Raw genomic sequence first — 21,993 nt, 5'->3', positions numbered from 1 at the left:
CTGTCTACTGTTGTTGGCTCTGTGTGCCGCGTTTTGCCTCTGTATGGCGATCGTGTGTCTCGGTTTACGTCTTGTTGCCCTGAACAGTAATCGATCAGTGTAGTATTGAAAACCAGTGAGTTCGCAAGTGCGACCAGTTTTTGTATCAGGAGTTCCTACGGCTGCACAATGAACAGCGCGACCCCTGTCCTCCTCGCGTTGCTTCTCGTTTGTTCGCTGCCCGCGATCACAGTTGTCGCGGCATCTCCGTCCCACGGAGTCTCTGGCGACTTCGATGAGCAGCAGGCCCTCCAACAGCAGACAGTCGAACAGACAACCCCCGTCGAAATCGAAAACACCTCGAATCAGTTACCGCTCGCTGGAGAGATTCGTGGTTCCTACGGGACGATCGAACCCAATCTCGCGAGCTCATTTGCACAAACCACGACACAAATGCAGGTCCAATATGAGCAGTACAATCTCACAGAGCGTGAGCTAGATGACCTAGACGGGTCGGACCGTGCGGACCAGATCGAATCCGCCTACAATCAAACGAAAGATCGGATTACTGCCCTCGAGGACAGAGAGCGTGAGGCCGTCAGCCAACATCAGGCCGGAGACCTCACGGACGGTGAACTGATTCAGGTGCTGTTACAGAACTACTACGAGGCAACTGCCCTCGAGGAGACGCTCGATGTGCTTGCAGACGATGAGGATATCGACGTTATTCCCTCCCAGCGACAACAGTTCCGGGCCGATCGAACGCTTCTAGAGTTCCACACGACACCGATTCGTGAAACCATCGCATCGGCGAGCGAAGTCAGCGATTCGAGCACGCCGTATGAATTCCGCGTCCAGACCGCAGAGAACGGGTACCGACTCTCGGCACTGGATGGGGATACGTACAGAACGGAAACAGTTCGTTTTGATAACCGCGATGCGGATGCACCTAACCAGTACGAGTCAATCGATCAAATGATCGACGACATCGCCCAGCAGTACCCATGGGCTCACGACCACGGCTCACCACACTATCAGGACAATAGCCTCGAGAACCTCTACTGGGTCGATCTTCCTCACGATACCGGCCAACTAGATATCTATGTCGACGGTGGTACTGGCGATGTCTACCGTGAATCACAGGTGGTGTCGGTCAGCTCACTGCCAGCTGTCGAGACGGAAACCAAATCGACGGGAAGTATCGAGCGAACGTTCAACAAAACACCAGCAATCGGTCCAACAGAGCTGACCGTCACCGAAGATGGTAGCGGCGAACCGCTGCAGGCGACCATCAGAATCGATGGTCAGGAAATCGGCGAAACGGACGAGAACGGTTCGATAACGTATCTTCCGCCCGCAGATACGTACAACATTACGATCGATGGTGAGACAGAGAGCGTCTCAGCACCGGTCTCGAACGGCTGACGGCCGACAGTTGCCAGTTGCCAGTCGACTGCTGAGCGCTGATAGTTGACGGCTGACGACCGATTGGTGGCAGCTAACACATCCTCGGTCCGGCTTGGCCCGCCTACAGGGAATCGAGCCCTCTGTTGGGCTGTTATTCTTCCTCTTCGCCCGACGATTTATATTGGAAGACGAAACCAACGCGTTCCGTGTCTGCAGATCGTCGCCAGTCGTCACACGGGGTGCGGTCACTGTGTGCTCTCCCGCGAGCGATCAGTCCTGTCGTCGGCACCATCACGCTACTCGTCCTCACCGTCTTTCTCGTGGGGGCTATCGCACTCGTTCTGTCAGGCTGGACTCTCGGATCACCGCCTCCCACCGCAGCGTTCGAACTGACAGCTGATAGCGAAACAGGCCAACTCACCTTCGAACACACGGCTGGCGACAAGCTCGATGTCGAGGCTCTCTCACTGCACGTTACCGTCGATAGCACCGCACTCGAGTACCAGCCGCCAATCCCGTTCGTCGGTGCGGAGGGATTCAACGGGAGTCCGGAAGGGCCGTTCAATGCGAAGAGCGAGTCCACGTGGAAGACGGGCGAGCAGGCGAGCGTTACGATTGCGGGAACGAACGAGCCGGCACTCGAGTCGGGATCGACAGTTCGGGTGGTGGTCGTTGTAGAGGGGTCACGGGTTGCCGAACTGGAGTCGGTTGCGGAGTGAGTGTGAAGTGAGTGTGGGGTGATTGCGACGTGAGTGTGGGATGGTTGCAGAGTGAGTACGGAGTAGTTTCGGAGCGAGTTACGGCAGAATCGTCTCGTGGAGGGGTATCTCGTGGCTGTCAACAGGAGAAGATCAGAAAATTGGGGTTTAGCCGTGGCCCGCTCACTGCGGTGCGCGGCCGATCGTCGTAATCGCAACGTCGGGGTCGTAGGACGGCCCCATAAACGCGTGTTTGACGTCCTCGAAGCCGGCGCGTTTGAACATCTCGTCGGCCTCGTACTCGTCGTAGAACAGCATGATCGAGTCGGCGAGGTGCTGGGCGATGACGTTGTCGGGGTAGTTCGGGCCGACGACGAGCACCTGTCCGCCGGGCTTCAGGACGCGGCGGAACTCGCGGAGCGCGAGGATGGGATTCGGCCAATACTCGATCGAACCGGAAGACCAGACGACATCGAACGTGTCCGTCGCAAACGGGAGTCGTTCGGCGTCGCCGCGGTGGAAGTGCACCGGCGGGGCGTGCTTCCCGAACTTCGCGTAGGCCTGTTCGAGTTGGTGTTCGCTCTGGTCGAGTGCGTACACTTCCTCGACGTGCTCGAGGAGTCCCTCAGTCGCAAAGCCGGTCCCACAGCCGACGTCGAGCACGGTCATGTCCTCCTCGAAATCGAGGAGCGACAGCGCGTCCGCACGCATGTCTTCGTTCCAGATGAAGGGGTTCACCTGATCGTAGACCTTCGAGAGGTACTTGTAGAACAGCCGTGCACGGGCTTTGTTCTCGAGAATTCCCATTGTCGAAGGAGTTTTCGGTGGACCGGGATATGTCTGCTGTTCCGCGCCGGAGTGCTCCGGCGCGAACGCCACCGAGGCGGTGGTTCGAGCCGGCTCGAGCTGAGGTACTTTCGCAACTACCATATACGCGCTGTCGCAAACGTTCCCTTGCTTAGAGTATGCCGAGGCCACAGGTTCTCGAACGAATTAAGTCGGCGGAGGAAGAGGCCGACGAGATCGTCGCATTGGCAGAAAACGACCGCGACGAGCGGATAGCCGAGGCCCGGGAACGTGCCGAGGAGATTCGCACGGAAGCGGAACAAGAGGCGCGAGATCTCAAAGAACGTCGCCTGGAGGAGGCGCGTGACGAGATCGATCAGGAGTGCGAGCGCGTCCTCGAGGAGGGTGAACAGGAGCGCGAGGCGCTGGCCGAGCGTGCCCAAAACCGAGTCGACGAGGTGACGGACCACGTCGTCTCCCTGTTCCAGGAGGACGTTCATGCTCAGACCTGAGAAGATGAGCAAGGTCTCGGTGACCGGCTCCAAGGGCGTCATGCCCACGGTCATCGAGACGATCCACGAGCTGAATCTGGTGCATCTCTCGGACTACGACGGCTCCTGGGAGGGGTTCGACAACGGCAACCCGATCGAGGGTGCCGACGACGCCTCCGAGAAGCTCGTCACCGTCCGGGCACTCGAGAGCACCCTTGGCCTGTCCGAGGAGGACGCATCGAGCCAGGGGGTACTCGAGGAGAGCTGGGAACAGCGACTGGAGGAGGTTCGCACGCGAATCAACGAACTCGACGACCAGCAGACCGAGGTTCGTGAGGAGCTACGACAGGTCAACGAACGGATCGACCGCGTCGCACCCTTTGCGGAACTCGGTATCGACCTTGACCTGCTGTCGGGGTACGATACGGTCGACGTGCTCGTCGGTGAGGGCTCGGAGGCAGAGGTCCAGGCTGCACTTGAGGCAGCCGAGGACGTCCGCGCCTACGAGACGTTCACCAGCGGTGACGTCGTCGCAATCGTCGCTGCACCGACCGGTGAGATCGATCCGGTCGCAGACGCTGGCGACGCTGACGCCGACAACGTCATCGACGACGCGCTCGTCGGCATCGAGTTCACGCGGTACGACGTGCCGGACACCGAACAGAGTCCGTCGGCGTACGTCTCCGAACTCGAGGATCGCAAGTACGAACTCGAGTCCCGGATCGACGAGATCGACGACGAACTCGAGCGCATCGAGCGCGAGGAGGGGGCGTTCCTCCTCCAGCTCGAGGCGGAGCTGACCATCGAGGTCCAGCGTGCGGAAGCGCCGCTGCAGTTCGCGACGAGCGACCGGGCCTTCATCGCCGAGGGCTGGGTTCCGTCCGACGAACTCGAGCGGCTCAAGACGGCCCTGCGTAATGCGGTCGGCGACAGCCTCGAGATCGAAGAACTCGAGCGTGCGAGCTACGACCGCCACGGTCGGACCCATACGGATGATATCCACCAGGGGACGCAGGATGCGAAAGAAGGCGACGAGCCGTCGGCTGATGCAGACGAAGATGACCAGCAACAGCAAAAGGCCGTCACGGACGGCGGCTCTGCGGTGACGATGGGCGACGAACCGCCGACGATTCAGGATAATCCGTCGGCGGCGAAGCCGTTCGAAATGCTGGTGCAGGCAGTCAATCGGCCGAAGTACAACGAACTCGATCCGACGATTTTCCTGTTCCTGACGTTCCCGCTGTTCTTCGGATTCATGATCAGCGACGTCGGGTACGGACTGCTGTACGTCCTGATCGGGTTCTATATGTACAAGGGATTCGATAGCCCGGGAATCTCGAGTCTCGGTGGCGTTGCGATCTGGGCTGGCGCGTTCACGATCCTCTTCGGGATCCTGTTCGGCGAGTTCTTCGGTCTACACGAACTCGGCTACATGATCTTCGGCGAGGGCGGTGCGCCGATGGGCGATAAGGGACTCTCACCAGCGACGGCTGACTTCGTCTACGCGTGGCTGATCGTCGCCGTCGCACTCGGTGTGATGCACCTGAATATCGCCTGGATTCTCGACTTCATCGAGAACATCCAGCACGGGCACGGTCTCTGGGGTGCGATCACCCACAGTGGCTCGTGGCTCTTGATGCTCAACGGCATCTGGATCTGGGTGTTCACGCCGCAGGCAGCTGGCGTCAAGCCGGATTTCATCTTCACGGCGTTCGACGGCCAGCCGTTCAACTTCGGCTTCAGTGGCTTCGATATGATGACGGTATTCACCGTCCCAGCCGATATTGCGTATCTCGGCGGCTTCGAGGCCACGTTCCCGTTCCTGATGGTTATCGCAGGACTCGTCCTGCTCGCCATCGGTGACCCGGTCGAACTCGCAGAGTTCGCGATGCCGTTCGCACACGTCGTCTCGTACGCCCGGATGACGGCAGTCCTGCTCGCAAAGGGTGGGATGGCGTTCGTCGTCAACCTGCTGACCTTCGGTGCCTACGAGACGACCGAGGGAGGCCGCCCGTTCGCCGCACCGTGGAACGAGATCCCCGAGGGATCCGTCGAGATGTTCCCCGGGCTCTTCCACATGGGCGACGGCGTGGTCGCGACCGCCGCCTTCGCGTTCGGTGTAGTCGTCCTGATCCTTGGTCACATTCTGGTCTTGTTACTTGGTATCACAAGTGCCGGATTACAGGGTATCAGGCTCGAGTACGTCGAGTTCTTTGGGAAGTTTTATGAAGGCGGTGGAAAGAACTACGAACCGTTCGGACACGATCGAACCCGCAGTGAGGACTAAACAAAAATGATCGAAGCACTTGACATCGTACTGCAGAACGGAGAGGCAATGAGTCCAGAAGCAGCAGAGAATCTCTCGGTCGGCTACGCCGAGGCCGCAGCAGCAATCGCAGTCGGTCTGGCAGCACTCGCAGCTGGCTACGCAGAGCGCGGTATCGGCGCTGCTGCAGTCGGCGCGATCGCCGAGGACGACGACATGTTCGTTCCGGGCCTGATCATGACCGTCCTTCCTGAGACGCTCGTGATTCTGGCACTGGTCGTCGTCTTCATCGTCGGATAACTCCGTCCCCCTTCTCTTACAATGAGTTTGGACACAGTCGTAGAAGACATTCGAGATGAGGCCCACGCGCGTGCGGAGGACATCCGCGACGAGGGTGAGGCTCGCGCCGAGGAGATCGAATCGGCAGCCGAGGCTGACGCCGAGGAGATCCGCGAGTCGGCCGAGCAGGAGGCCGACCGTGAGATCGAGCAGTTGCGCGAACAGCGACTCTCCAGCGCCAAGCTGGAGGCGAAACAAAAGCGCCTGGAGGCTCGCCGCGACGTCCTCGGTGACGTCCGCGAGGAAGTCGAGGCCGAACTCACCGCACTCGAGGGCGACACGCGTGAAGAGCTCACCCGTGCACTCCTCGACGCTGCGAGCACGGAGTTCGACGAGGGCGACGACGTCAGCGTCTACGGTCGCGCAGACGACCAGGACCTGATCGAGTCGATCCTTGCGGATTACGACGGCTACGCGTTCGCCGACGAGTACGACTGTCTCGGCGGCGTTGTCGTCGAGAGCGAACAGTCCCGTGTTCGCGTCAACAACACGTTCGACTCGCTACTCGAGGACGTGTGGGAAGACAACCTCCGGGAGATCAGCAACCAACTCTTCGAGCAATGAGTCTAGGTGCCTCGAATCCGGAATACGTGAACGCTCGCGTTCGGTCGCGCCGAGCCTCGCTGTTCGCGGACGAAGATTATCGGAAGCTGATCCGGATGGGGCCGAGTGAAATCGCGCGGTTCATGGAGGAAACGGAGTACGAACGCGAGATCAACGCGCTCGGAACGCGCTTTTCGGGTGTCGACCTGATCGAGTACGCCCTGAACCGCAACCTCGCGAAGCACTTCGAGGACCTCCTCGACTGGTCCGAGGGACGACTGTACGATCTCGTCTCTCGCTACCTGCGGAAGTTCGACGTCATGAACCTGAAGACGATTATCCGCGGGATCTACACCGAGACCGACCCCGAGGAGGTCCAGACCGACCTCATCCGCGCCGGCGAACTCGACGACCGAACGATCGATCGACTGCTCGACGTCGACACGATCGAGGACGCGGTCGAAGTGGTGTCGGGAACGATTTTCTACGAATCGCTCTCGGATGCCCACGAGGAGTACGAAGAGACCGGCGCGCTCGTGCCACTCGAGAACGCGCTGGATCGCGAGTTCTACGAGCACCTACTCGAGGACGTGAGCCGTTCGCCGGGACGAACCCAGCCCCAGGAGGGGCCGGAAGCGCGCTACATCGAGTTCCTCCAGGCTGAGATCGACTTCCGGAACGCCCGGAACGCGCTGCGACTTGCACGTAGCGGCGCGGATCTGGACCCGGCAGCGTACTACATCGAGGGCGGCGTGCTGTTCGATGCGTCGGATCTGAACCGACTCGTCGGGGATTACGACGCGCTCGTCGATCACATCGCCGAGAACAAGCGCTACGGCGACCGACTCTCGGGCGCACTGGGTCGACTGCGCGAAGCTGACAGCCTTATCCAGTTCGAGCACGCACTAGACGCCGCGTTGCTCCAGTACGCTGATACGCTCTCGAGTATCTACCCGGCCTCCGTGTCGGCCGTGCTGTCGTACATTCTCGCCAAGGAGCGCGAGGTCGAGAACATTCGCGCGATCGCACGGGGCCGAGAAGTCGGCCTGTCAGAGAGCGAGATCGAAGAGGAGTTGGTGATCCTATGAGCCAGGAAATTGCGGTCGTCGGCAGTCCGGAGTTTACCACTGGGTTCCGACTCGCGGGCGTTCGCCGATTCGAGAACGTCCCGGACGACGAGAAGGAGTCGGAGCTAGACGATGCCGTCACGACGGCGTTAGACGACGACGAAGTCGGTATCGTTGTGATGCACGACGACGACCTCGATTACCTCTCGCGAAACGTTCGCCAGAACGTCGAGACCAGCGTCGAACCGGTCGTCGTGACGATCGGCAGCGGCACCGGTGGCGGCGGACTGCGCGACCAGATCAAACGCGCGATCGGTATCGACCTGATGGAAGAGGACGAAGACAGCGACAGCGAGTAACACTATGAGCCAGGCAGAAGACATCGAATCCGTCGATCAAGACGGTGTAATCGAAAGCGTGAGTGGTCCTGTCGTGACCGCCACGGACCTCGACGCCCGGATGAACGACGTCGTCTACGTCGGCGACGAAGGGCTGATGGGAGAGGTCATCGAAATCGAAGGGAACCTGACCACGATTCAGGTGTACGAGGAAACCTCCGGCGTCGGCCCGGGCGAACCCGTCCAGAACACGGGCGAACCGCTCTCCGTCGACCTCGGACCGGGGATGATGGACTCCATCTACGACGGAGTCCAGCGCCCGCTCGACGTCCTCGAGGACAAGATGGGGACAGCGTTCCTCGACCGTGGGGTCGACGCCCCCGGTATCGACCTCGAAAAGACGTGGGAGTTCACCCCGGAAGTCAGCGAGGGTGACACCGTCGAACCCGGTGACGTCGTCGGGATCGTTCCCGAGACCGTCACGATCGACCACAAGGTGATGGTGCCGCCGGACTACGAGGGCGGCGAAGTCACGTCGATCGAGAGCGGCGAGTTCACCGTCGAGGAGACGGTCGCCGAACTCGACAATGGCGAAGAGATCCAGATGCGCCAGGAGTGGCCGGTCCGTCAGGCCCGTCCCGCTGGCGACAAGGAAACCCCAACCGAACCGCTCGTCACCGGACAGCGCATTCAGGACGGTCTGTTCCCGCTCGCGAAGGGCGGAACGGCCGCAATTCCTGGCCCGTTCGGCTCCGGGAAGACCGTCACGCAGCAGCAGCTTGCAAAGTGGTCCGACGCGGACATCGTCGTCTACATCGGCTGCGGTGAGCGTGGCAACGAGATGACCGAGGTCATCGAGGACTTCCCAGAGCTGCCTGACCCGCAGACCGGGAACCCGCTGATGGCCCGGACCTGCCTTATCGCGAACACGTCGAACATGCCCGTCGCAGCGCGTGAGTCCTGTATCTACACGGGAATCACGATCGCAGAGTACTACCGCGACATGGGCTACGACGTTGCACTCATGGCCGACTCCACCTCCCGGTGGGCAGAGGCCATGCGTGAAATTTCGAGCCGACTCGAGGAGATGCCCGGCGAAGAAGGGTATCCAGCATACCTCGCCGCGTCGCTTTCGGAGTTCTACGAGCGCGCCGGCAAGTTCCAGCTGATCAACGGCGGCGAGGGATCGATTTCGGTCGTCGGCGCAGTCTCGCCACCGGGCGGGGACTTCTCCGAGCCGGTCACCCAGAACACGCTGCGTATCGTCAAGACGTTCTGGGCGCTCGACGCCGACCTCGCAGAGCGTCGGCACTTCCCGGCAATTGACTGGAACGAGTCCTACTCGCTGTACAAGGACCAGCTCGACCCGTGGTGGGAGGCAAACGTCGAAGACGACTGGCCGGAGGTTCGCCAGTGGGCCGTCGACGTGCTCGACGAGGAGGACGAACTGCAGGAAATCGTTCAGCTCGTCGGCAAGGACGCACTGCCGGAAGACCAGCAGCTCACGCTCGAAGTCGCTCGCTACCTGCGTGAGTCCTGGCTCCAGCAGAACGCACTTCACGATGTCGACACCTACTGCGAACCCGAGAAGACCTACCGAATGCTCCAGGCGATCAAGACGTTCAACGACGAGGCGTTCGACGCACTCGACGCCGGCGTCCCAGTCGACGAGATTCAGGATGTCGACGCTGCCCCACGGCTCAACCGTATGGGCACCGCCGAGGAGTGGAACGAGTTCATCGACGAACTCGAGAGCGATCTCGAAGACCAACTGCGAGCACTGTACTAACAATGAAAGAGTACCAGACTATCACGGAAATCAGTGGTCCGCTGGTGTTCGCCGAGGTCGACGAACCCGTCGGCTACGACGAGATCGTCGAGATCGAGACACCACAGGGCGAGACCCTGCGCGGACAGGTACTGGAATCGAGTGAAGGAGTCGTCTCGATCCAGGTGTTCGAAGGCACCGGCGGCATCGACCGCAACGCCTCCGTTCGCTTCCTGGGCGAGACGATGAAGATGCCCGTCACCGAGGACCTGCTCGGTCGCGTTCTCGACGGCTCCGGGAACCCGATCGACGGCGGCCCGGAAATCGTCCCGGACCAGCGCCAGGACATCGTCGGCGAGGCAATCAACCCGTACTCGCGTGAGTACCCGGAGGAGTTCATCCAGACCGGTGTGTCCGCCATCGACGGCATGAACACACTGGTTCGCGGGCAGAAGCTGCCGATCTTCTCCGGATCGGGGCTGCCGCACAACGAACTCGCACTCCAGATTGCCCGGCAGGCAACTGTCCCAGAGGAAGAAGACGGAGACGACGAGGACGGTTCCGAGTTCGCAGTCGTCTTCGGTGCGATGGGTATCACTGCTGAAGAGGCAAACGAATTCATGGACGACTTCGAGCGCACGGGTGCACTCGAGCGCTCCGTCGTCTTCATGAACCTCGCGGACGACCCGGCAGTCGAACGCCAGGTCACTCCACGTCTCGCCCTGACGACGGCAGAGTACCTCGCGTTCGAGAAGGATTACCACGTGCTGGTTATCCTGACGGACATGACTAATTACTGTGAGGCACTGCGTGAGATCGGTGCCGCACGTGAGGAGGTCCCGGGTCGCCGTGGCTACCCCGGATACATGTACACGGACCTGGCACAGCTCTACGAGCGTGCCGGTCGTATCGAGGGCAAGGACGGGTCGGTCACCCAGATTCCGATCCTGACGATGCCCGGCGACGACGACACCCACCCGATTCCGGACCTGACTGGCTACATTACGGAAGGCCAAATCGTGATGGACCGGAACCTGAACAGCCAGGGTGTCGAGCCACCGGTCAACGTCCTGCCATCGCTCTCACGACTGATGGACGACGGGATCGGTGAGGGCCTGACCCGCGAAGACCACGGCGACGTCTCCGACCAGATGTACGCCGCCTACGCAGAGGGTGAGGACCTGCGCGACCTCGTGAACATCGTCGGCCGTGAAGCGCTCAGCGAACGGGACAACAAGTTCCTCGACTTCGCCGACCGCTTCGAGACGGAGTTCGTCCAGCAGGGCTACGACAACAACCGCTCCATTGAGGAGACGCTCGAACTCGGCTGGGACCTTCTCTCGGATCTCCCGAAGGAGGCACTCAACCGGATCGACGAGGACCTCATCGAAGAGCACTACCGCGAAGACGAGCCGGAAGCAGCCGAAGTCGAAGCCTAAGCGTCGCAGCGTTCAGGCAGATCTTTCTTCCCGCTTCCCGCACTCAGGATCGGGTAGCGGCTGTCTCACCGGATTCGGGTAAAAAGTGTTTCACCGGAACTGGGTAGGGACTGTCTCACTGCTTACGTTTCTTGGTTGAACTCCCATCCGGACGTGTTGCCGTCGGTCGTGTCACCGTCGTCGGAACTCGGCCTCCCGTGGGCGGCATGTGAACCGGTCGCTCTCTCGTGGTCGGAACGGGCATCGGGGTCGTGAGCAGTTCGCTCACCCTGGTCGTGGTGGTTGTGGTTGTGATTTTGTCCCTGCTGCAATCCACCTCGTCGTTTGGCTTCGGCCTCTGCCTGTTCGCGATCCATTACTGTCGGATTCGACGTTTCACTCGCGATCAGAAGGTAGAGTCCGACCGTGAACGCGAGTGCGATGACCAGCATAAGCACGAACGCAAATCCAGCGGCCATGGGTTTGATTCTACTTCCTCGTGTGGAGCACAAAATATTTATGACCGGTCGCCGCAGTTCGGCGCATGTTCGACGACCACGAGACTGCGTCTTCGGCCGACAGCACTGCGAATACCGACGATAACCACGGGACCGGCAGCGGCCAGCACGGGTGTCTCAAGTGCGGCCACACGGAAACGGAGGTCGACGACATTTCGACGACCGGCACCGGCTTTTCGAAGTTTTTCGACATCCAGAATCGGCGCTTCCGGGTCGTCTCCTGTACCAACTGCGGTTACGCCGAACTCTACAAAGGCGGCAAGACCAACGATCTGACGGACCTCTTTCTGGGCTAACCATCCTTCTCTTTCTGGGGTAATCGTCCTGCTCTCTGGCTCGCATTCGCGAACACCACTGTCAGGCCGAACGAACACAACTGTAAACAGTTATCCGACTGGGGGCGCAATCTCCCCACAACATGGCCAAGGACGTCAAGCCCACCCGCAAGAACCTGATGGAGATCGAGGATCGGATCGAACTCTCCGAACGCGGGCACGGGACACTCGAGAAGAAACGGGACGGGCTGATCATGGAATTCATGGACATCCTGGACAAGGCCCAGGACGTCCGCGGGGATCTGGCCGACGACTACGACCAGGCCCAGCGCAAGATCAACATGGCACGCGCCATGGAGGGTGACGTTGCCGTCCGCGGTGCTGCCGCCGCGCTGCAGGAACACCCCGAGATCACCACGGAGTCGAAGAACATCATGGGCGTCGTGGTCCCACAGATCGAATCCTCGCGCGTCTCGAAAAACCTCAGCGAGCGCGGGTACGGTATCATGGGGACCTCCGCGCGCATCGACGAGGCTGCCGAAGCCTACGAAGACTTGCTTGAGAGCATCATCCTCGCCGCAGAGGTCGAGACGGCGATGAAGAAGATGCTCCGCGAGATCGAGACGACCAAGCGCCGCGTCAACGCACTCGAGTTCAAACTCCTGCCGGATCTCTACGACAGCCAGGAGTACATCGAGCAGAAGCTCGAGGAGCAAGAGCGTGAGGAGACGTTCCGCCTGAAGAAAATCAAGGAGAAGAAAGAGCAAGAGGAGAAGGAAGCCCGCGAGGCCGAAGCGGACGAAGATAATATCGAGATCGAAGAAGAGGACATGGAGCCGCCGGCGACGGGCGGTGTGCCGGGGAACTAAGGGCGGGGCTGTAACTGCAGCCGCGACCGCGACTCCAAGTACAACTACACAAGACGATGACCTGTTCCGCGTGTGGCTCCCCAACTGTTCGCTTCGCGGTGCCGGCCGACTACCGAACTGTTCTCTCTACTGCCGGTTCCATTTCCACCTCCGTCCCGGACGACCACACGCACACCCTCGACTCCTGTACGATCTGTACGCACTGTCTGGTACTCGAGTTCGGTGACGACGCCGAAGCGGCCGACTCGGAGATGGACGGGCCTGTGCCCACCGACCCTGATTTCTCGCGTGTCAGCGACGCGTTTCCGACGACTCCCGAACAGGCCGTTCCGCTGGCGCTTGCGATCGGACTCGCCGAATCGCTGGCGATGAATCGGTCCGCGATCGAAACGCTCCTGCGAGATGTCGAGCGTGCCGGGGCAGATCCCCTGCTGGTGCTGGATCGACTCCAGCGTGATCCGTCGGTCGAGCCGGCGATCGATCTGGGGAGGCGACAGCATCAACTCGAGCAGTTGCTCTATTGAGGCTGTGACAGCACTCACGTCTCTCGACATCGGCGCTTGTAGAACCGATAGCTATCAGCACACTGTTCCCCACAAACCGCAACGAAAACTACTGTCGACTGTAGACTGTCCGATGCGCGTTACTTCGCCGTCGGCGTCATCGCATCGCTGACCGCCTGTTTCACCTGCAGCGCGGCACTCGCAGCGAGACCGCGGGCGACCTCGTCGCGTTCGTCGGAGGTAATGATCTCCTCGGAGACATCCTCGAGATCGGGCGTAAAGCCGGCGCTGACGGCGTGGCCGACCGGTGGGCGAACGGCGACGGTCACCTGCGGGCCGGTTGCACCCGTCGAAACGTCGGCGTCGACCGCGTACTCGTTGGGAAGAAACTCACGAGTCCGGGCGGCGATCCGCGAAACGTCGCGGTGTAACAGCCGCTTCTGGGAACTCGAGAGGTCGGGGACGTCGGCTGCGGCACGCTGGCCAGCAGCAGTCTCCCCTGGTAGCCCTGCGTACGGCGTATTTCCGTTCATGAGAAGCGTATTGGGTAGCAACGGGCCGGCAGGTGAAAAGGGTTCGCCTTCGCACAGTCGGTGAGAACGCCGCTCGTGTCCGAACTCGCCTCAGCAGATCGGCTCGCTCTCGCCGTAGACCGCGAGCACGAGCGACGTAGTATAGATGCCCGCCTCGGCCTGGCTGTGCTCGACGGCGACACTCGAGTCCCCGAACTCCCAGTCGCGTAGCTCCTGGCCCGCGGCGAGTCCCTCGAGAACGCGGTGCTCGACGTCGTCGGAGTCGGTTTCGTCTGCGACTTCGTAGAAGAGGCCCGGTCCGCGGTCGGCGGATCGCGACCAGGCGAGGGCGGCGCTGACTTGACCGGGACCGGCGGTGGTCGCTCGTGCTTCGACAACGGTGAGGCGTTCGCCAGCGGGGCCGAGATCCGGTGCCGTACCGACGGCTTCGACGTCGACATCGGCTGGAATGACGGAAGAGACGGCGACGAGATTGTAGTTTTCGACGCCGGCGTCGGCGAGAGCGGCGTCGTAGGACGCCATTTTGGTCGGGGCTGACGCGGAGCCCTGAACGATTCGAATCGTACTCATTGCTGTAGTCGGGTTCGGGGACGGATCGCGTAAGGACTTGCGGTCTGTGTCTGCACTCGAGTCGAAACCAGTCGAAGCCTGTCGAAGCCCGCCGATCGACGCTTACTGGTAGAAGTAGCCGGCCGAAGAGATGACGTCACTCGAGTCGTCGGCCTCGATCTTGTCGAAGGCGTCGACGAAGTCTTCGTGGTGGACCTCGTCGCGCTCGTTGCGGATGGCGAACATGCCGGCTTCGGTGGCCAGGCTCTCGATTTCCGCGCCGGAGTAGCCGTCAGTTTCGTCGGCGAGGTCTGCGAAGTCGACGCCGTCGGCGATGTTCATGCCGCGGGTGTGGATCTCGAGGATCTGCTCGCGACCGTCGCGGTTCGGTTCGGGCACTTCGATGAGGCGGTCGAACCGACCGGGACGGAGGATCGCGCGGTCTAACATGTCGAAGCGGTTCGTGGCGGCGATGATGCGGATCTCTCCGCGGGCCTCGAAGCCGTCCATTTCGGAGAGCAGTTGCATCATGGTGCGCTGGACTTCGGCGTCACCGGAGGTCTTTGACTCGGTGCGCGTCGTCGCGACGGCGTCGATTTCGTCGATGAAGATGATTGCTGGTTCGCGCTCGCGAGCGAGTTCGAAGAGGTCGCGGACGAGTCGCGAGCCTTCCCCGATGAACTTGCGCACGAGTTCGGAGCCGGCCATCTTGATGAAGGTGGCGTCGGTCTGGTTGGCGACGGCCTTCGCGAGCATCGTCTTCCCGGTGCCCGGCGGGCCGTGGAGCAAGACGCCACTCGGTGGGTCGATGCCGACTTCCTCGAAGCGTTCGGGTTCGATGAGTGGCTGTTCGACGGCCTCGCGGACCTCACGGACCTGCTCGTCGATGCCGCCGATATCCTCGTAGCCGACCTCGGGGCGTTCGGTGATCTCCATCGCCTGTGCGCGCGCGTCAGTTTCCGTCTCCAGAATCGTCTGGATCGCGAAGGAGTCGTTGACGGCGACGCGGTCGCCGGCCTCGACGCGCTCTGCGATGCGTGGGGAGACCTCGGTGAGCACCTCCTGGTTGTTGCCGTGCTGTTTGACGACGACTTCGCCGTCGCCGACGACATCCTCGACGCTCGCGATGTACAGCGAGGAACTCTTGAGCGTCTCGTTCTCGCGTTCGACGCGGTCGACGCGCTCGCGGAGGTCCTCGCGGCGGTCGGTCGTCTGATCGAGCTGGTTTTCGAGCTGTTCGTTGACGTCAACGAGTTCCGCATAGTGCCCGCGAAGGGCCTCAACCCGCTCGTCGTCGGGGAGATCGGGATCGATATCGCGGTGAGGTCGTTCGGGGAGAGACGGGCTTCGAGACATCTTGACGTGCACGGATAAGTCCCCGACGATAAATGTGCCTTTGGGTCGCGGAGGGATTTCCACCAAAATCGCAGAAACGGCCTGCAACTGCCGGTTACCGGCTCAGGAAAGCAGTTCTTCGAGTTCGTCCAGTCGCTCGCCGTAGGTCGCAAGCGCCCGGTCGATCGGCTCGGAACTGCTCATGTCGACGCCCGCAATCTGTAGGAGCTCGAGCGGGTACTCCCGGGAGCCCTGCTGGAGGAACTCGAGATAGTCGTCTGCAGCCTCGCGGTTCGGTTCGCCACTCGCGCCGTCGGGCAGCACGTCGTCGACGATGGCGAGCGCGGCCGAGATGCCGGTCGCGTACTGGTAGACGTAGAACGCGCGGTAGAAGTGCGGGATGCGCATCCACTCGCGAGCGATTCGGTCGTCGACCGCGGCGGGTTCGTAGTAGGTCTCCTTGAGCCCGCCGTAGAGTTCGTCGAGTCGGTCGGCGGTGAGCGGTTCACCCTCCTCCTCGAGTCGGTGGGCCTCGTGTTCGAACTCAGCGAAGAGCGTCTGGCGGTAGAGCGTCGAGCGAACGCGCTCTAAGAACTCGTTCAGGACGTGTTTCTTGAACTCCGGATCGTCGACGGTCTCGAGCAGGTGTGCCGTCAGCAGCGCCTCGTTGACCGTACTGGCGACCTCGGCGACGAAGATTTCGTAGCCCGAGTAGACGAACGGCTGTTCGTCTTTCGTCAACTGCGAGTGCATCGAGTGGCCGAGTTCGTGGGCCAGCGTGTACATCGAGGAGATGTCGTCCTGGTAGTTCATCAGGATGAACGGCTGGGTGTCGTAGGTGCCACTCGAGTACGCCCCGGACTGCTTGCCCTCGTTCTCGTAGACGTCGACCCAGCGCGAGTCGAGGCCCTCGGCGACGCGGGACTGGTACGCCTCGCCGAGCGGTTCGAGCGCGTCGACGACGTACTCGGCGGCCTGGTCGTACTCGACGTCGGGGCCCTCGTCGCCGGTCAGTGGCATGTAGAGGTCCCACATCTGCAGTTCGTCGACGTCGAGCGCCTGGCGCTTGAGTTCGGCGTGGTGGTGGAGTTTGTCGAGATTGTCGTGGACGCTTTCGACGAGCGTGTCGTAGACCTCGACGGGGACGTTCGGGCCGTCGAGGGCCGCCTCGCGGGCGGTGTCGTAGTTGCGCGCCCGCGCAGTCTTTACGTCGGCCTTGACGCTGTTCTTGTACGCCGAGGCGACGGTATTTCGCATCGACCCCCACTCGTCGAAGTACTCTTCGTAGACCTGCTGGCGGAACTCCCGGTCGGGTCGCTTGAGCAGGTTCGTGAAGTTGCTCTGGGTGATTTCGACGGCCTCGCCCTCGCCCTCGGGATCCTCCACAGTTGGGAACGACATATCCGCGTTCGAGAGCATGTTGTACACCTCGCCAGTCGCTCCGGTGACCTCGCCAAGCTCCGCGAGTAACTCCTCGACCTCAGCGGAGCGCGTGTGGGGCTTCATCCGGAGCACGTCGTCGACGTAGTGGTCGTACAGCTCAAGTGCTGGTTCCGTCTCGACCAGGTCGTCGAACTCCTCGCGGGTCAACTCCTGCAGTTCGGGGTCGATGAACGACGCCGCGGACTGGGCGTCCGCCGCGAGCGACTGCGCGCGAGCGGTCAGCGCCTGGTACTCCTGATTCGTCGTGTCCTCGTCGCGGCGCATCCGCGCGTAGGCTGCGACCGTCGACACGTCACGCATGACTGAGTCGCGCAACTCGAGTACCGAGTGTAGCGTCTCGGCGTCGTCGGTGACCTGTCCCTCGTACGCCTGTAGTTCTTCGACGCGTTCGGCGACGTCTTCGTAGGCGTCCTGCCACTCGTCGTCGGTCGCGTAAACGCTCTCCAGATCCCAGGTATACTCCTCGTCAATCTCTGACCGTTCGGGAACGGAACTCATACTCCCGGTTTCGGAACGAAGGTGGTAAAGGGTATCGAACGACGTGACTGGCGTTTTTGTCGCGTCGAGCGAATACGTGGGTATGACTGATGCTGACCGACAGCTGACTGGCGACGCCGTCGCCCGTGCGATCGGCCGCGCCTGGACGGACGACAGCGCCTGGGAGCTTCTGACTGCGCTAACCGAACTACCGAATCGGATGGGTGGCTCGCCCGGCGAGCGCCGGGCGGCCGAACTGGTCCGCGAGTCGTTTACCGATGCGGGTCTCGACGACGCCCGAATCGACGAGTTCGACATGCAGTACTGGGAGCGCGGAACCTCTGAGATCACCGTCGAAACGGCCTCGCTCTCGCGGCAGTTCGAGACGATCGCGCTGCCGTACTCGCCCGCCGGCGATGTCGAGGGACGGCTGGTCGACGTGGGCTACGGCACACCTGCGGAGGTCGACGCGGTCGACCTCGAGGGTGCGATTGCTGTCGCGAGCACGACGACGCCCGCAGACCAGCGGTTCGTCCACCGGATGGAGAAGTACGGCCACGCGGCCGAGGCCGGCGCGGCGGCGTTCGTCTTCGTCAATCACGTTCCCGGACAGCTGCCGCCGACGGGCTCACTCCGATTCAACGAGGAGGGCGAGATTCCAGCCGTCGGCGTCAGCGCTGAGACCGGCGACTGGCTGTCTGAGTACGCGAGCCGTGCGGAAGGCGTTCGTGCCCACCTTCACGTCGACGCCCGGACCAGCGAGGGCACCAGCCAGAACGTTCACGCAACACTTGGTCCGGCTACCGACGCGACCGCCGACCAAGATACTGGTCCCAACGGCACGGTCCTCGTCCTCGCCCACTACGACGCCCACGACATCGGCGAGGGCGCACTCGACAACGGCTGTGGCATCGCCACCGTCGCCGGCGCGGTCAGCATCCTCACCGAAATCGAAGACGCACTCGAGTCCCAGGTCAAAATCGCGGGTGTCGGCTGCGAGGAAATCGGCCTGCTCGGTGCCGAAGCACTGGCCGACGATCTCGACCCGGACGCAATTCGGGCAGTGGTCAACGTCGACGGCGCGGGCCGATTCCGCGATCTGCAGGTCTACTCGCACGCCTCGGACGAACTCGAGGAACTGGCCGCGTCGGTCGCAGGTGGGGCCGGCCAGCCGGTCGTTCACGAGCCGGATCCACACCCGTTCAGCGATCATTGGCCGTTCCTGCAGGCGGGCGTTCCCTCGGTCCAGCTCCACAGCGAGCCGCCGAGGGGGAGCGACCGCGGGCGCGGGTGGGGGCACACGTCGGCCGATACGCGCGACAAGGTCGATCCGCGAAATCTCCGCGAGCACGCAATCTTGACGGCGCTACTGGTGTGGGAACTCACACGAACGGACGTGTCGTCGATCGCGGTGAACGAACTGCGCGAGCGTCTGGTCGAACAGGATTACGAGCCGGGAATGCGAGCGGCAGGGATCTGGCCGGCCGGCTGGGAGTAGCGGCCAACTCGCTGGCGGTCAGCCTCGAAGCTCGGCGTCCATCGCGGTGCGAACGACCCGTGCGATCCCGAGCATCGCGAGGAAACTCCCGACGAAGACGATCGCGACGAACAGAAAGATCCCGAGTCCGACGGCGGGCAGGTTCGGGTGGGTGAGCAGCGGCGAGACGACGGCTTGCGTGCCGAGGAAGACGATCACGATCCCCATCGCGACGCGGATCGACGCCCGCCAGTACGCACCGTACTCCTCGGGGGACAGTTCCATACGCCGAGGTCAGAGTCCGGCCATAAAAACGTCTCGTCATCGTGACCGTCATGGATGATAACCCATTCACTGGTACCGACGTTGGGCTGGATCGGAACAGCACAGCACAACACAGCAGAACACAGCGCAGCCCTACCGCTCTCGCACTCCCTCCGCAACTCGCCCTGCCACACGCGCTCCCGTCACCCGCTCTCGCCGCCGCTGCTCGAACACCGCCCGCGCGCTCTCGGCTGCCTCCTCGTCGACGGCGAACTCGAGTTCCGCATACTCGACGTCAGTCAGTACCAGCGGCTCGGGCGGCGCGGGCGCGATTCCCTCGTGGCCAGGCAGCGGGTCGGACTCAAGTGCCCGCTCGATCGTTCGCAGGTCGGCCTCACCGGTTCCAACATCCTGTGCGAGCGAGACGAGCCGGCGGACGAGTTCGCGACAGAAGCCGCCCGCGGTCACGGTCAGAATGAGGAATTGCCCATCACGGGTGGACTCGAGTACCGGCGAGCGCTCGGTGTTGCGGTCGTCGGGTGTGAGGTTGTGAAAGTCGTGGGAACCAGAGAGGGCGTCGCAGGCTGCCTGGAAGCGGTCGTCGTCGACGGTGTGGGCCGTGGCGGTAGTCGCAGCGTGGCCTTCATCGGTGTCGCTGGCGGGCGGTTCGTCGTCGTTGGCGGGCGGTGCGTACAGATAGTAGGTATACTCGCGCTCCCGCGCGTGGTGCGTCGCGTGAAACTCGTCGGGCGCGTCGGCGGCCGCCCAGGCGCGGATGTCGGCCGGCAGTTGGCCGTTGAACGCCCGCGGAGTGAGCCAGTCGGGGGCCTCGAAGGCGACGGTCTGTGCGAGCGCGGAGACGCCAGCGTCGGTGCGGCCGGCGGCGGCGTAGCCGGCGGGTTTGTCCGCGTCGGGGGCGAGAACGTCGAGCGCGCGCAGGGCGTCGAACATCGCGCCCTCGACGGTTGGCACGTCAGGCTGGCGCTGGAAGCCGTAGTAGTCGGTGCCGTCGTAGGCGAGTCGGAACGCGCGCATCGGTGGTGACTCGAGAAAGTGAGTGCAGCGGGTTAGCCCCGTCGAATGTCGACGCCACCGGTCAGCGGTTGAGGGGCGTTTCGGACCCGCGTTTTATACGCTCGCGAGCGTCAGTGTCGGTATGAGCCGTCCAGTGTTGTTCGATACGGACCCCGGTTGTGACGACGCCGTCGCCATCACGCTGGCGCTTGCCAGCGACGACCTCGAGGTCGTCGGGCTCTCGACCGCGCACGGAAACACCACCGTCGACGACACGACCGCGAACGCCCGGTCGATTCTCGAACTCGTCGACCGGACGGAGGTTCCCGTCGCGAAGGGCGCGACCTGTCCGCTGACGGTCGATCTCGAGACGGCCGAGCACATCCACGGCCCCGGCGGCATTCTCGGAGACCTGCCGGAGCCAACCGCTGCAACGGAGCCCGTCGACGCCCCTGCCGCACAGTTCATCGTCGAACAGGCCCGCGAGCACGCTGGTGACCTCACGCTCGTCGCCATCGCGCCGCTAACGAACGTCGCCCTCGCGCTCGCGCTGGAACCTGACCTGCCGGATCTGCTCGACGAGCTCGTCGTCATGGGCGGGGCCGCCTTCGGGCAGGGAAACGTAACCCCGCTCGCCGAGGCGAACTTCCACTCTGATCCCCACGCAGCCCACCGCGTCGTACGAGACCTCTCGCCGACCATCGTCGGGCTAGACGTCACCAGAGGCGCAACCTTCCCACCGGATCGCCTCCCGGCGCTCTCGTGGGACGGGCGACTCGAGGAGACCATCCGTCAGTGGCTCACCTACTACGACGAGGAGCAACTGGCGCGCTACGACATCGAGTCGGCTGCGATCCACGACGCACTCGTCGTCGCCTGGCTGCTCGACGACGGCATTCTGGAGACCGAACCCTGTGCCATGCGCGTCGGGACCGACAGCGACCTCGCGCGTGGCGCACTCGTCTGTGACGCACGCGGCGTCACCGACCGCGCACCGAACGGCCACGTCGCGACCGCCGTCGACACGGCACGGTTTCGGTCGGTTCTCGGTGCTGGACTCGAGTCCCTGCTAGGCTAGCTCCGCTACCGGAACCATCGTTATCCTGGGAGGTTTGTCTACGTCGTATTTCGTTTCGTAATAGATTGATCCCCACAACGGCTCGGGATTGGTTATCATTGGCACACGTTTTATATCGATGTAGTTACCATACTGTGGTATGACGGTGGTACGGTTTGACAACGGGAAGCGTGTTATCAAGCGGTGGGACCAGGTGTTCACGGCGACATCGGCGGACCCGAGGCGGCAGATCATCATTTCCTTGATGGACCGCGAACCCGACCAGTCGGTTGCGTTGCCGGCGGCAGCGAGCAATCCGAACGTACCGATGGACTCGACGACGCTCCGACAACAGCTGGTACACAACCACTTGCCGCTGCTCGACGATCTCGGGTTCGTCGAGTGGGAGACTGACCCGCTGCGTGCGATCCGGGGGGACCGCTTCGACGAAGTGGCAGTCGTCTTCACCGCACTTCACGAGACAGCGGCTGAGTTGCCTGACTCGCTGGTCGTTGGCTGCCAGCGACTCGAGTGCGAACAACAAACCGACGAGTCGGTACTCGAGTAACCCGGGTGTCG

At 62.5% G+C, this 21,993-nt stretch carries 24 protein-coding genes; 16 read left to right on the top strand and 8 right to left on the bottom strand.

Features of this window, described 5'->3' with window-relative positions:
• Positions 1–168 precede the first annotated feature (168 nt).
• Positions 169–1,404 (top strand): DUF7096 domain-containing protein, encoded by a 1,236-nt coding sequence (locus BBD46_RS05165; protein WP_071400677.1) that lies wholly within the window; start codon positions 169–171, stop codon positions 1,402–1,404.
• Between the two features lie 188 nt (positions 1,405–1,592).
• Positions 1,593–2,105 (top strand): type IV pilin N-terminal domain-containing protein, encoded by a 513-nt coding sequence (locus BBD46_RS05160; protein ID WP_071400676.1) that lies wholly within the window; start codon positions 1,593–1,595, stop codon positions 2,103–2,105.
• A 162-nt stretch (positions 2,106–2,267) separates the two neighbouring features.
• Here the strand turns inward: BBD46_RS05160 and BBD46_RS05155 are convergent, their stop codons facing one another.
• Entirely contained in the window at positions 2,268–2,891 is a 624-nt protein-coding gene (locus tag BBD46_RS05155; RefSeq protein ID WP_071400675.1) for a methyltransferase domain-containing protein, read from the bottom strand.
• A gap of 158 nt (positions 2,892–3,049) precedes the next feature.
• Here BBD46_RS05155 and ahaH point away from each other — a divergent pair, with 158 nt between their 5' ends.
• The 8 genes from ahaH to BBD46_RS05115 are packed head-to-tail and all read left to right on the top strand — an operon-like array spanning position 3,050 to position 11,121.
• The gene (gene ahaH, locus BBD46_RS05150; RefSeq protein ID WP_071400674.1) at positions 3,050–3,382 is read left to right on the top strand and encodes an ATP synthase archaeal subunit H; all 333 of its coding nucleotides are present in this window, start codon (positions 3,050–3,052) and stop codon (positions 3,380–3,382) included.
• Between the two features lie 4 nt (positions 3,383–3,386).
• Positions 3,387–5,648 (top strand): V-type ATP synthase subunit I, encoded by a 2,262-nt coding sequence (locus tag BBD46_RS05145; protein WP_071400673.1) that lies wholly within the window; start codon positions 3,387–3,389, stop codon positions 5,646–5,648.
• Positions 5,649–5,654: 6 nt separating this feature from the next.
• Positions 5,655–5,927, top strand: coding sequence for a hypothetical protein (locus tag BBD46_RS05140; protein WP_004268043.1), 273 nt, complete (start codon positions 5,655–5,657; stop codon positions 5,925–5,927).
• Positions 5,928–5,948: 21 nt separating this feature from the next.
• On the top strand, positions 5,949–6,530 hold the full coding sequence (locus tag BBD46_RS05135; RefSeq protein WP_071400672.1) for a V-type ATP synthase subunit E: 582 nt from the start codon (positions 5,949–5,951) through the stop codon (positions 6,528–6,530).
• On the top strand, positions 6,527–7,597 hold the full coding sequence (locus BBD46_RS05130; RefSeq protein ID WP_071400671.1) for a V-type ATP synthase subunit C: 1,071 nt from the start codon (positions 6,527–6,529) through the stop codon (positions 7,595–7,597). The genes BBD46_RS05135 and BBD46_RS05130 overlap by 4 nt, the downstream gene beginning before the upstream one ends.
• Entirely contained in the window at positions 7,594–7,935 is a 342-nt protein-coding gene (locus BBD46_RS05125) for a V-type ATP synthase subunit F (protein ID WP_071400670.1), read from the top strand. Before BBD46_RS05130 ends, BBD46_RS05125 begins: the two co-directional genes overlap by 4 nt.
• 4 nt (positions 7,936–7,939) lie before the next feature.
• A complete protein-coding gene (locus BBD46_RS05120) occupies positions 7,940–9,703 on the top strand; it encodes an ATP synthase subunit A (protein ID WP_071400669.1) in 1,764 nt (587 codons plus the stop codon).
• A gap of 2 nt (positions 9,704–9,705) precedes the next feature.
• The gene (locus tag BBD46_RS05115; protein ID WP_071400668.1) at positions 9,706–11,121 is read left to right on the top strand and encodes an ATP synthase subunit B; all 1,416 of its coding nucleotides are present in this window, start codon (positions 9,706–9,708) and stop codon (positions 11,119–11,121) included.
• A gap of 122 nt (positions 11,122–11,243) precedes the next feature.
• Here the strand turns inward: BBD46_RS05115 and BBD46_RS05110 are convergent, their stop codons facing one another.
• Entirely contained in the window at positions 11,244–11,579 is a 336-nt protein-coding gene (locus BBD46_RS05110) for a hypothetical protein (RefSeq protein WP_071400667.1), read from the bottom strand.
• Positions 11,580–11,644: 65 nt separating this feature from the next.
• Between BBD46_RS05110 and BBD46_RS05105 the strand changes: the two genes are divergently transcribed.
• The 3 genes from BBD46_RS05105 (at position 11,645) to BBD46_RS05095 (ending at position 13,286) form a co-directional block, all read left to right on the top strand.
• Positions 11,645–11,914, top strand: coding sequence for a zinc ribbon domain-containing protein (locus BBD46_RS05105; protein WP_071400666.1), 270 nt, complete (start codon positions 11,645–11,647; stop codon positions 11,912–11,914).
• A 122-nt stretch (positions 11,915–12,036) separates the two neighbouring features.
• On the top strand, positions 12,037–12,762 hold the full coding sequence (locus tag BBD46_RS05100; RefSeq protein ID WP_071400665.1) for a V-type ATP synthase subunit D: 726 nt from the start codon (positions 12,037–12,039) through the stop codon (positions 12,760–12,762).
• 56 nt (positions 12,763–12,818) lie between these two features.
• Positions 12,819–13,286 (top strand): DUF6276 family protein, encoded by a 468-nt coding sequence (locus BBD46_RS05095; RefSeq protein ID WP_071400664.1) that lies wholly within the window; start codon positions 12,819–12,821, stop codon positions 13,284–13,286.
• A 119-nt stretch (positions 13,287–13,405) separates the two neighbouring features.
• Here BBD46_RS05095 and BBD46_RS05090 read toward each other — a convergent pair whose 3' ends face one another.
• The 4 genes from BBD46_RS05090 to pepF form a co-directional block, all read right to left on the bottom strand.
• Positions 13,406–13,798 carry a DUF5811 family protein gene (locus tag BBD46_RS05090; RefSeq protein ID WP_004268027.1) on the bottom strand — a complete coding sequence of 131 codons (393 nt, stop codon included), beginning with the start codon at positions 13,796–13,798 and terminating at the stop codon, positions 13,406–13,408.
• Between the two features lie 90 nt (positions 13,799–13,888).
• Complete coding sequence (locus BBD46_RS05085) at positions 13,889–14,368, bottom strand: pyruvoyl-dependent arginine decarboxylase (RefSeq protein WP_071400663.1); 480 nt, start codon at positions 14,366–14,368, stop codon at positions 13,889–13,891.
• A 102-nt stretch (positions 14,369–14,470) separates the two neighbouring features.
• Entirely contained in the window at positions 14,471–15,703 is a 1,233-nt protein-coding gene (gene pan2 / locus BBD46_RS05080; RefSeq protein WP_071400662.1) for a proteasome-activating nucleotidase Pan2, read from the bottom strand.
• 102 nt (positions 15,704–15,805) lie between these two features.
• On the bottom strand, positions 15,806–17,623 hold the full coding sequence (pepF, locus tag BBD46_RS05075) for an oligoendopeptidase F (RefSeq protein WP_071400661.1): 1,818 nt from the start codon (positions 17,621–17,623) through the stop codon (positions 15,806–15,808).
• Between the two features lie 82 nt (positions 17,624–17,705).
• Here pepF and BBD46_RS05070 point away from each other — a divergent pair, with 82 nt between their 5' ends.
• Positions 17,706–19,100, top strand: coding sequence for a M28 family peptidase (locus tag BBD46_RS05070; RefSeq protein WP_071400660.1), 1,395 nt, complete (start codon positions 17,706–17,708; stop codon positions 19,098–19,100).
• A gap of 18 nt (positions 19,101–19,118) precedes the next feature.
• On the opposite strand, the gene BBD46_RS05065 is transcribed toward BBD46_RS05070, so the two are convergent.
• Together BBD46_RS05065 and truA are read right to left on the bottom strand one after the other, a co-directional pair.
• Positions 19,119–19,364, bottom strand: coding sequence for a hypothetical protein (locus tag BBD46_RS05065; RefSeq protein WP_006652565.1), 246 nt, complete (start codon positions 19,362–19,364; stop codon positions 19,119–19,121).
• A 132-nt stretch (positions 19,365–19,496) separates the two neighbouring features.
• Complete coding sequence (truA, locus tag BBD46_RS05060) at positions 19,497–20,378, bottom strand: tRNA pseudouridine(38-40) synthase TruA (protein ID WP_071400659.1); 882 nt, start codon at positions 20,376–20,378, stop codon at positions 19,497–19,499.
• A 121-nt stretch (positions 20,379–20,499) separates the two neighbouring features.
• Between truA and BBD46_RS05055 the strand changes: the two genes are divergently transcribed.
• Together BBD46_RS05055 and BBD46_RS05050 are read left to right on the top strand one after the other, a co-directional pair.
• Positions 20,500–21,435, top strand: coding sequence for a nucleoside hydrolase (locus BBD46_RS05055; RefSeq protein WP_071400658.1), 936 nt, complete (start codon positions 20,500–20,502; stop codon positions 21,433–21,435).
• Positions 21,436–21,574: 139 nt separating this feature from the next.
• A complete protein-coding gene (locus tag BBD46_RS05050) occupies positions 21,575–21,982 on the top strand; it encodes a hypothetical protein (protein WP_071400657.1) in 408 nt (135 codons plus the stop codon).
• Positions 21,983–21,993 lie beyond the last annotated feature (11 nt).

Origin of the sequence: Natrialba sp. SSL1, assembly GCF_001861355.1 — an archaeon.
Classification (GTDB): domain Archaea; phylum Halobacteriota; class Halobacteria; order Halobacteriales; family Natrialbaceae; genus Natrialba.
The sequence above is the reverse complement of the archived record's forward strand: the minus strand, read 5'-3'. Positions and strand labels throughout refer to the sequence as shown.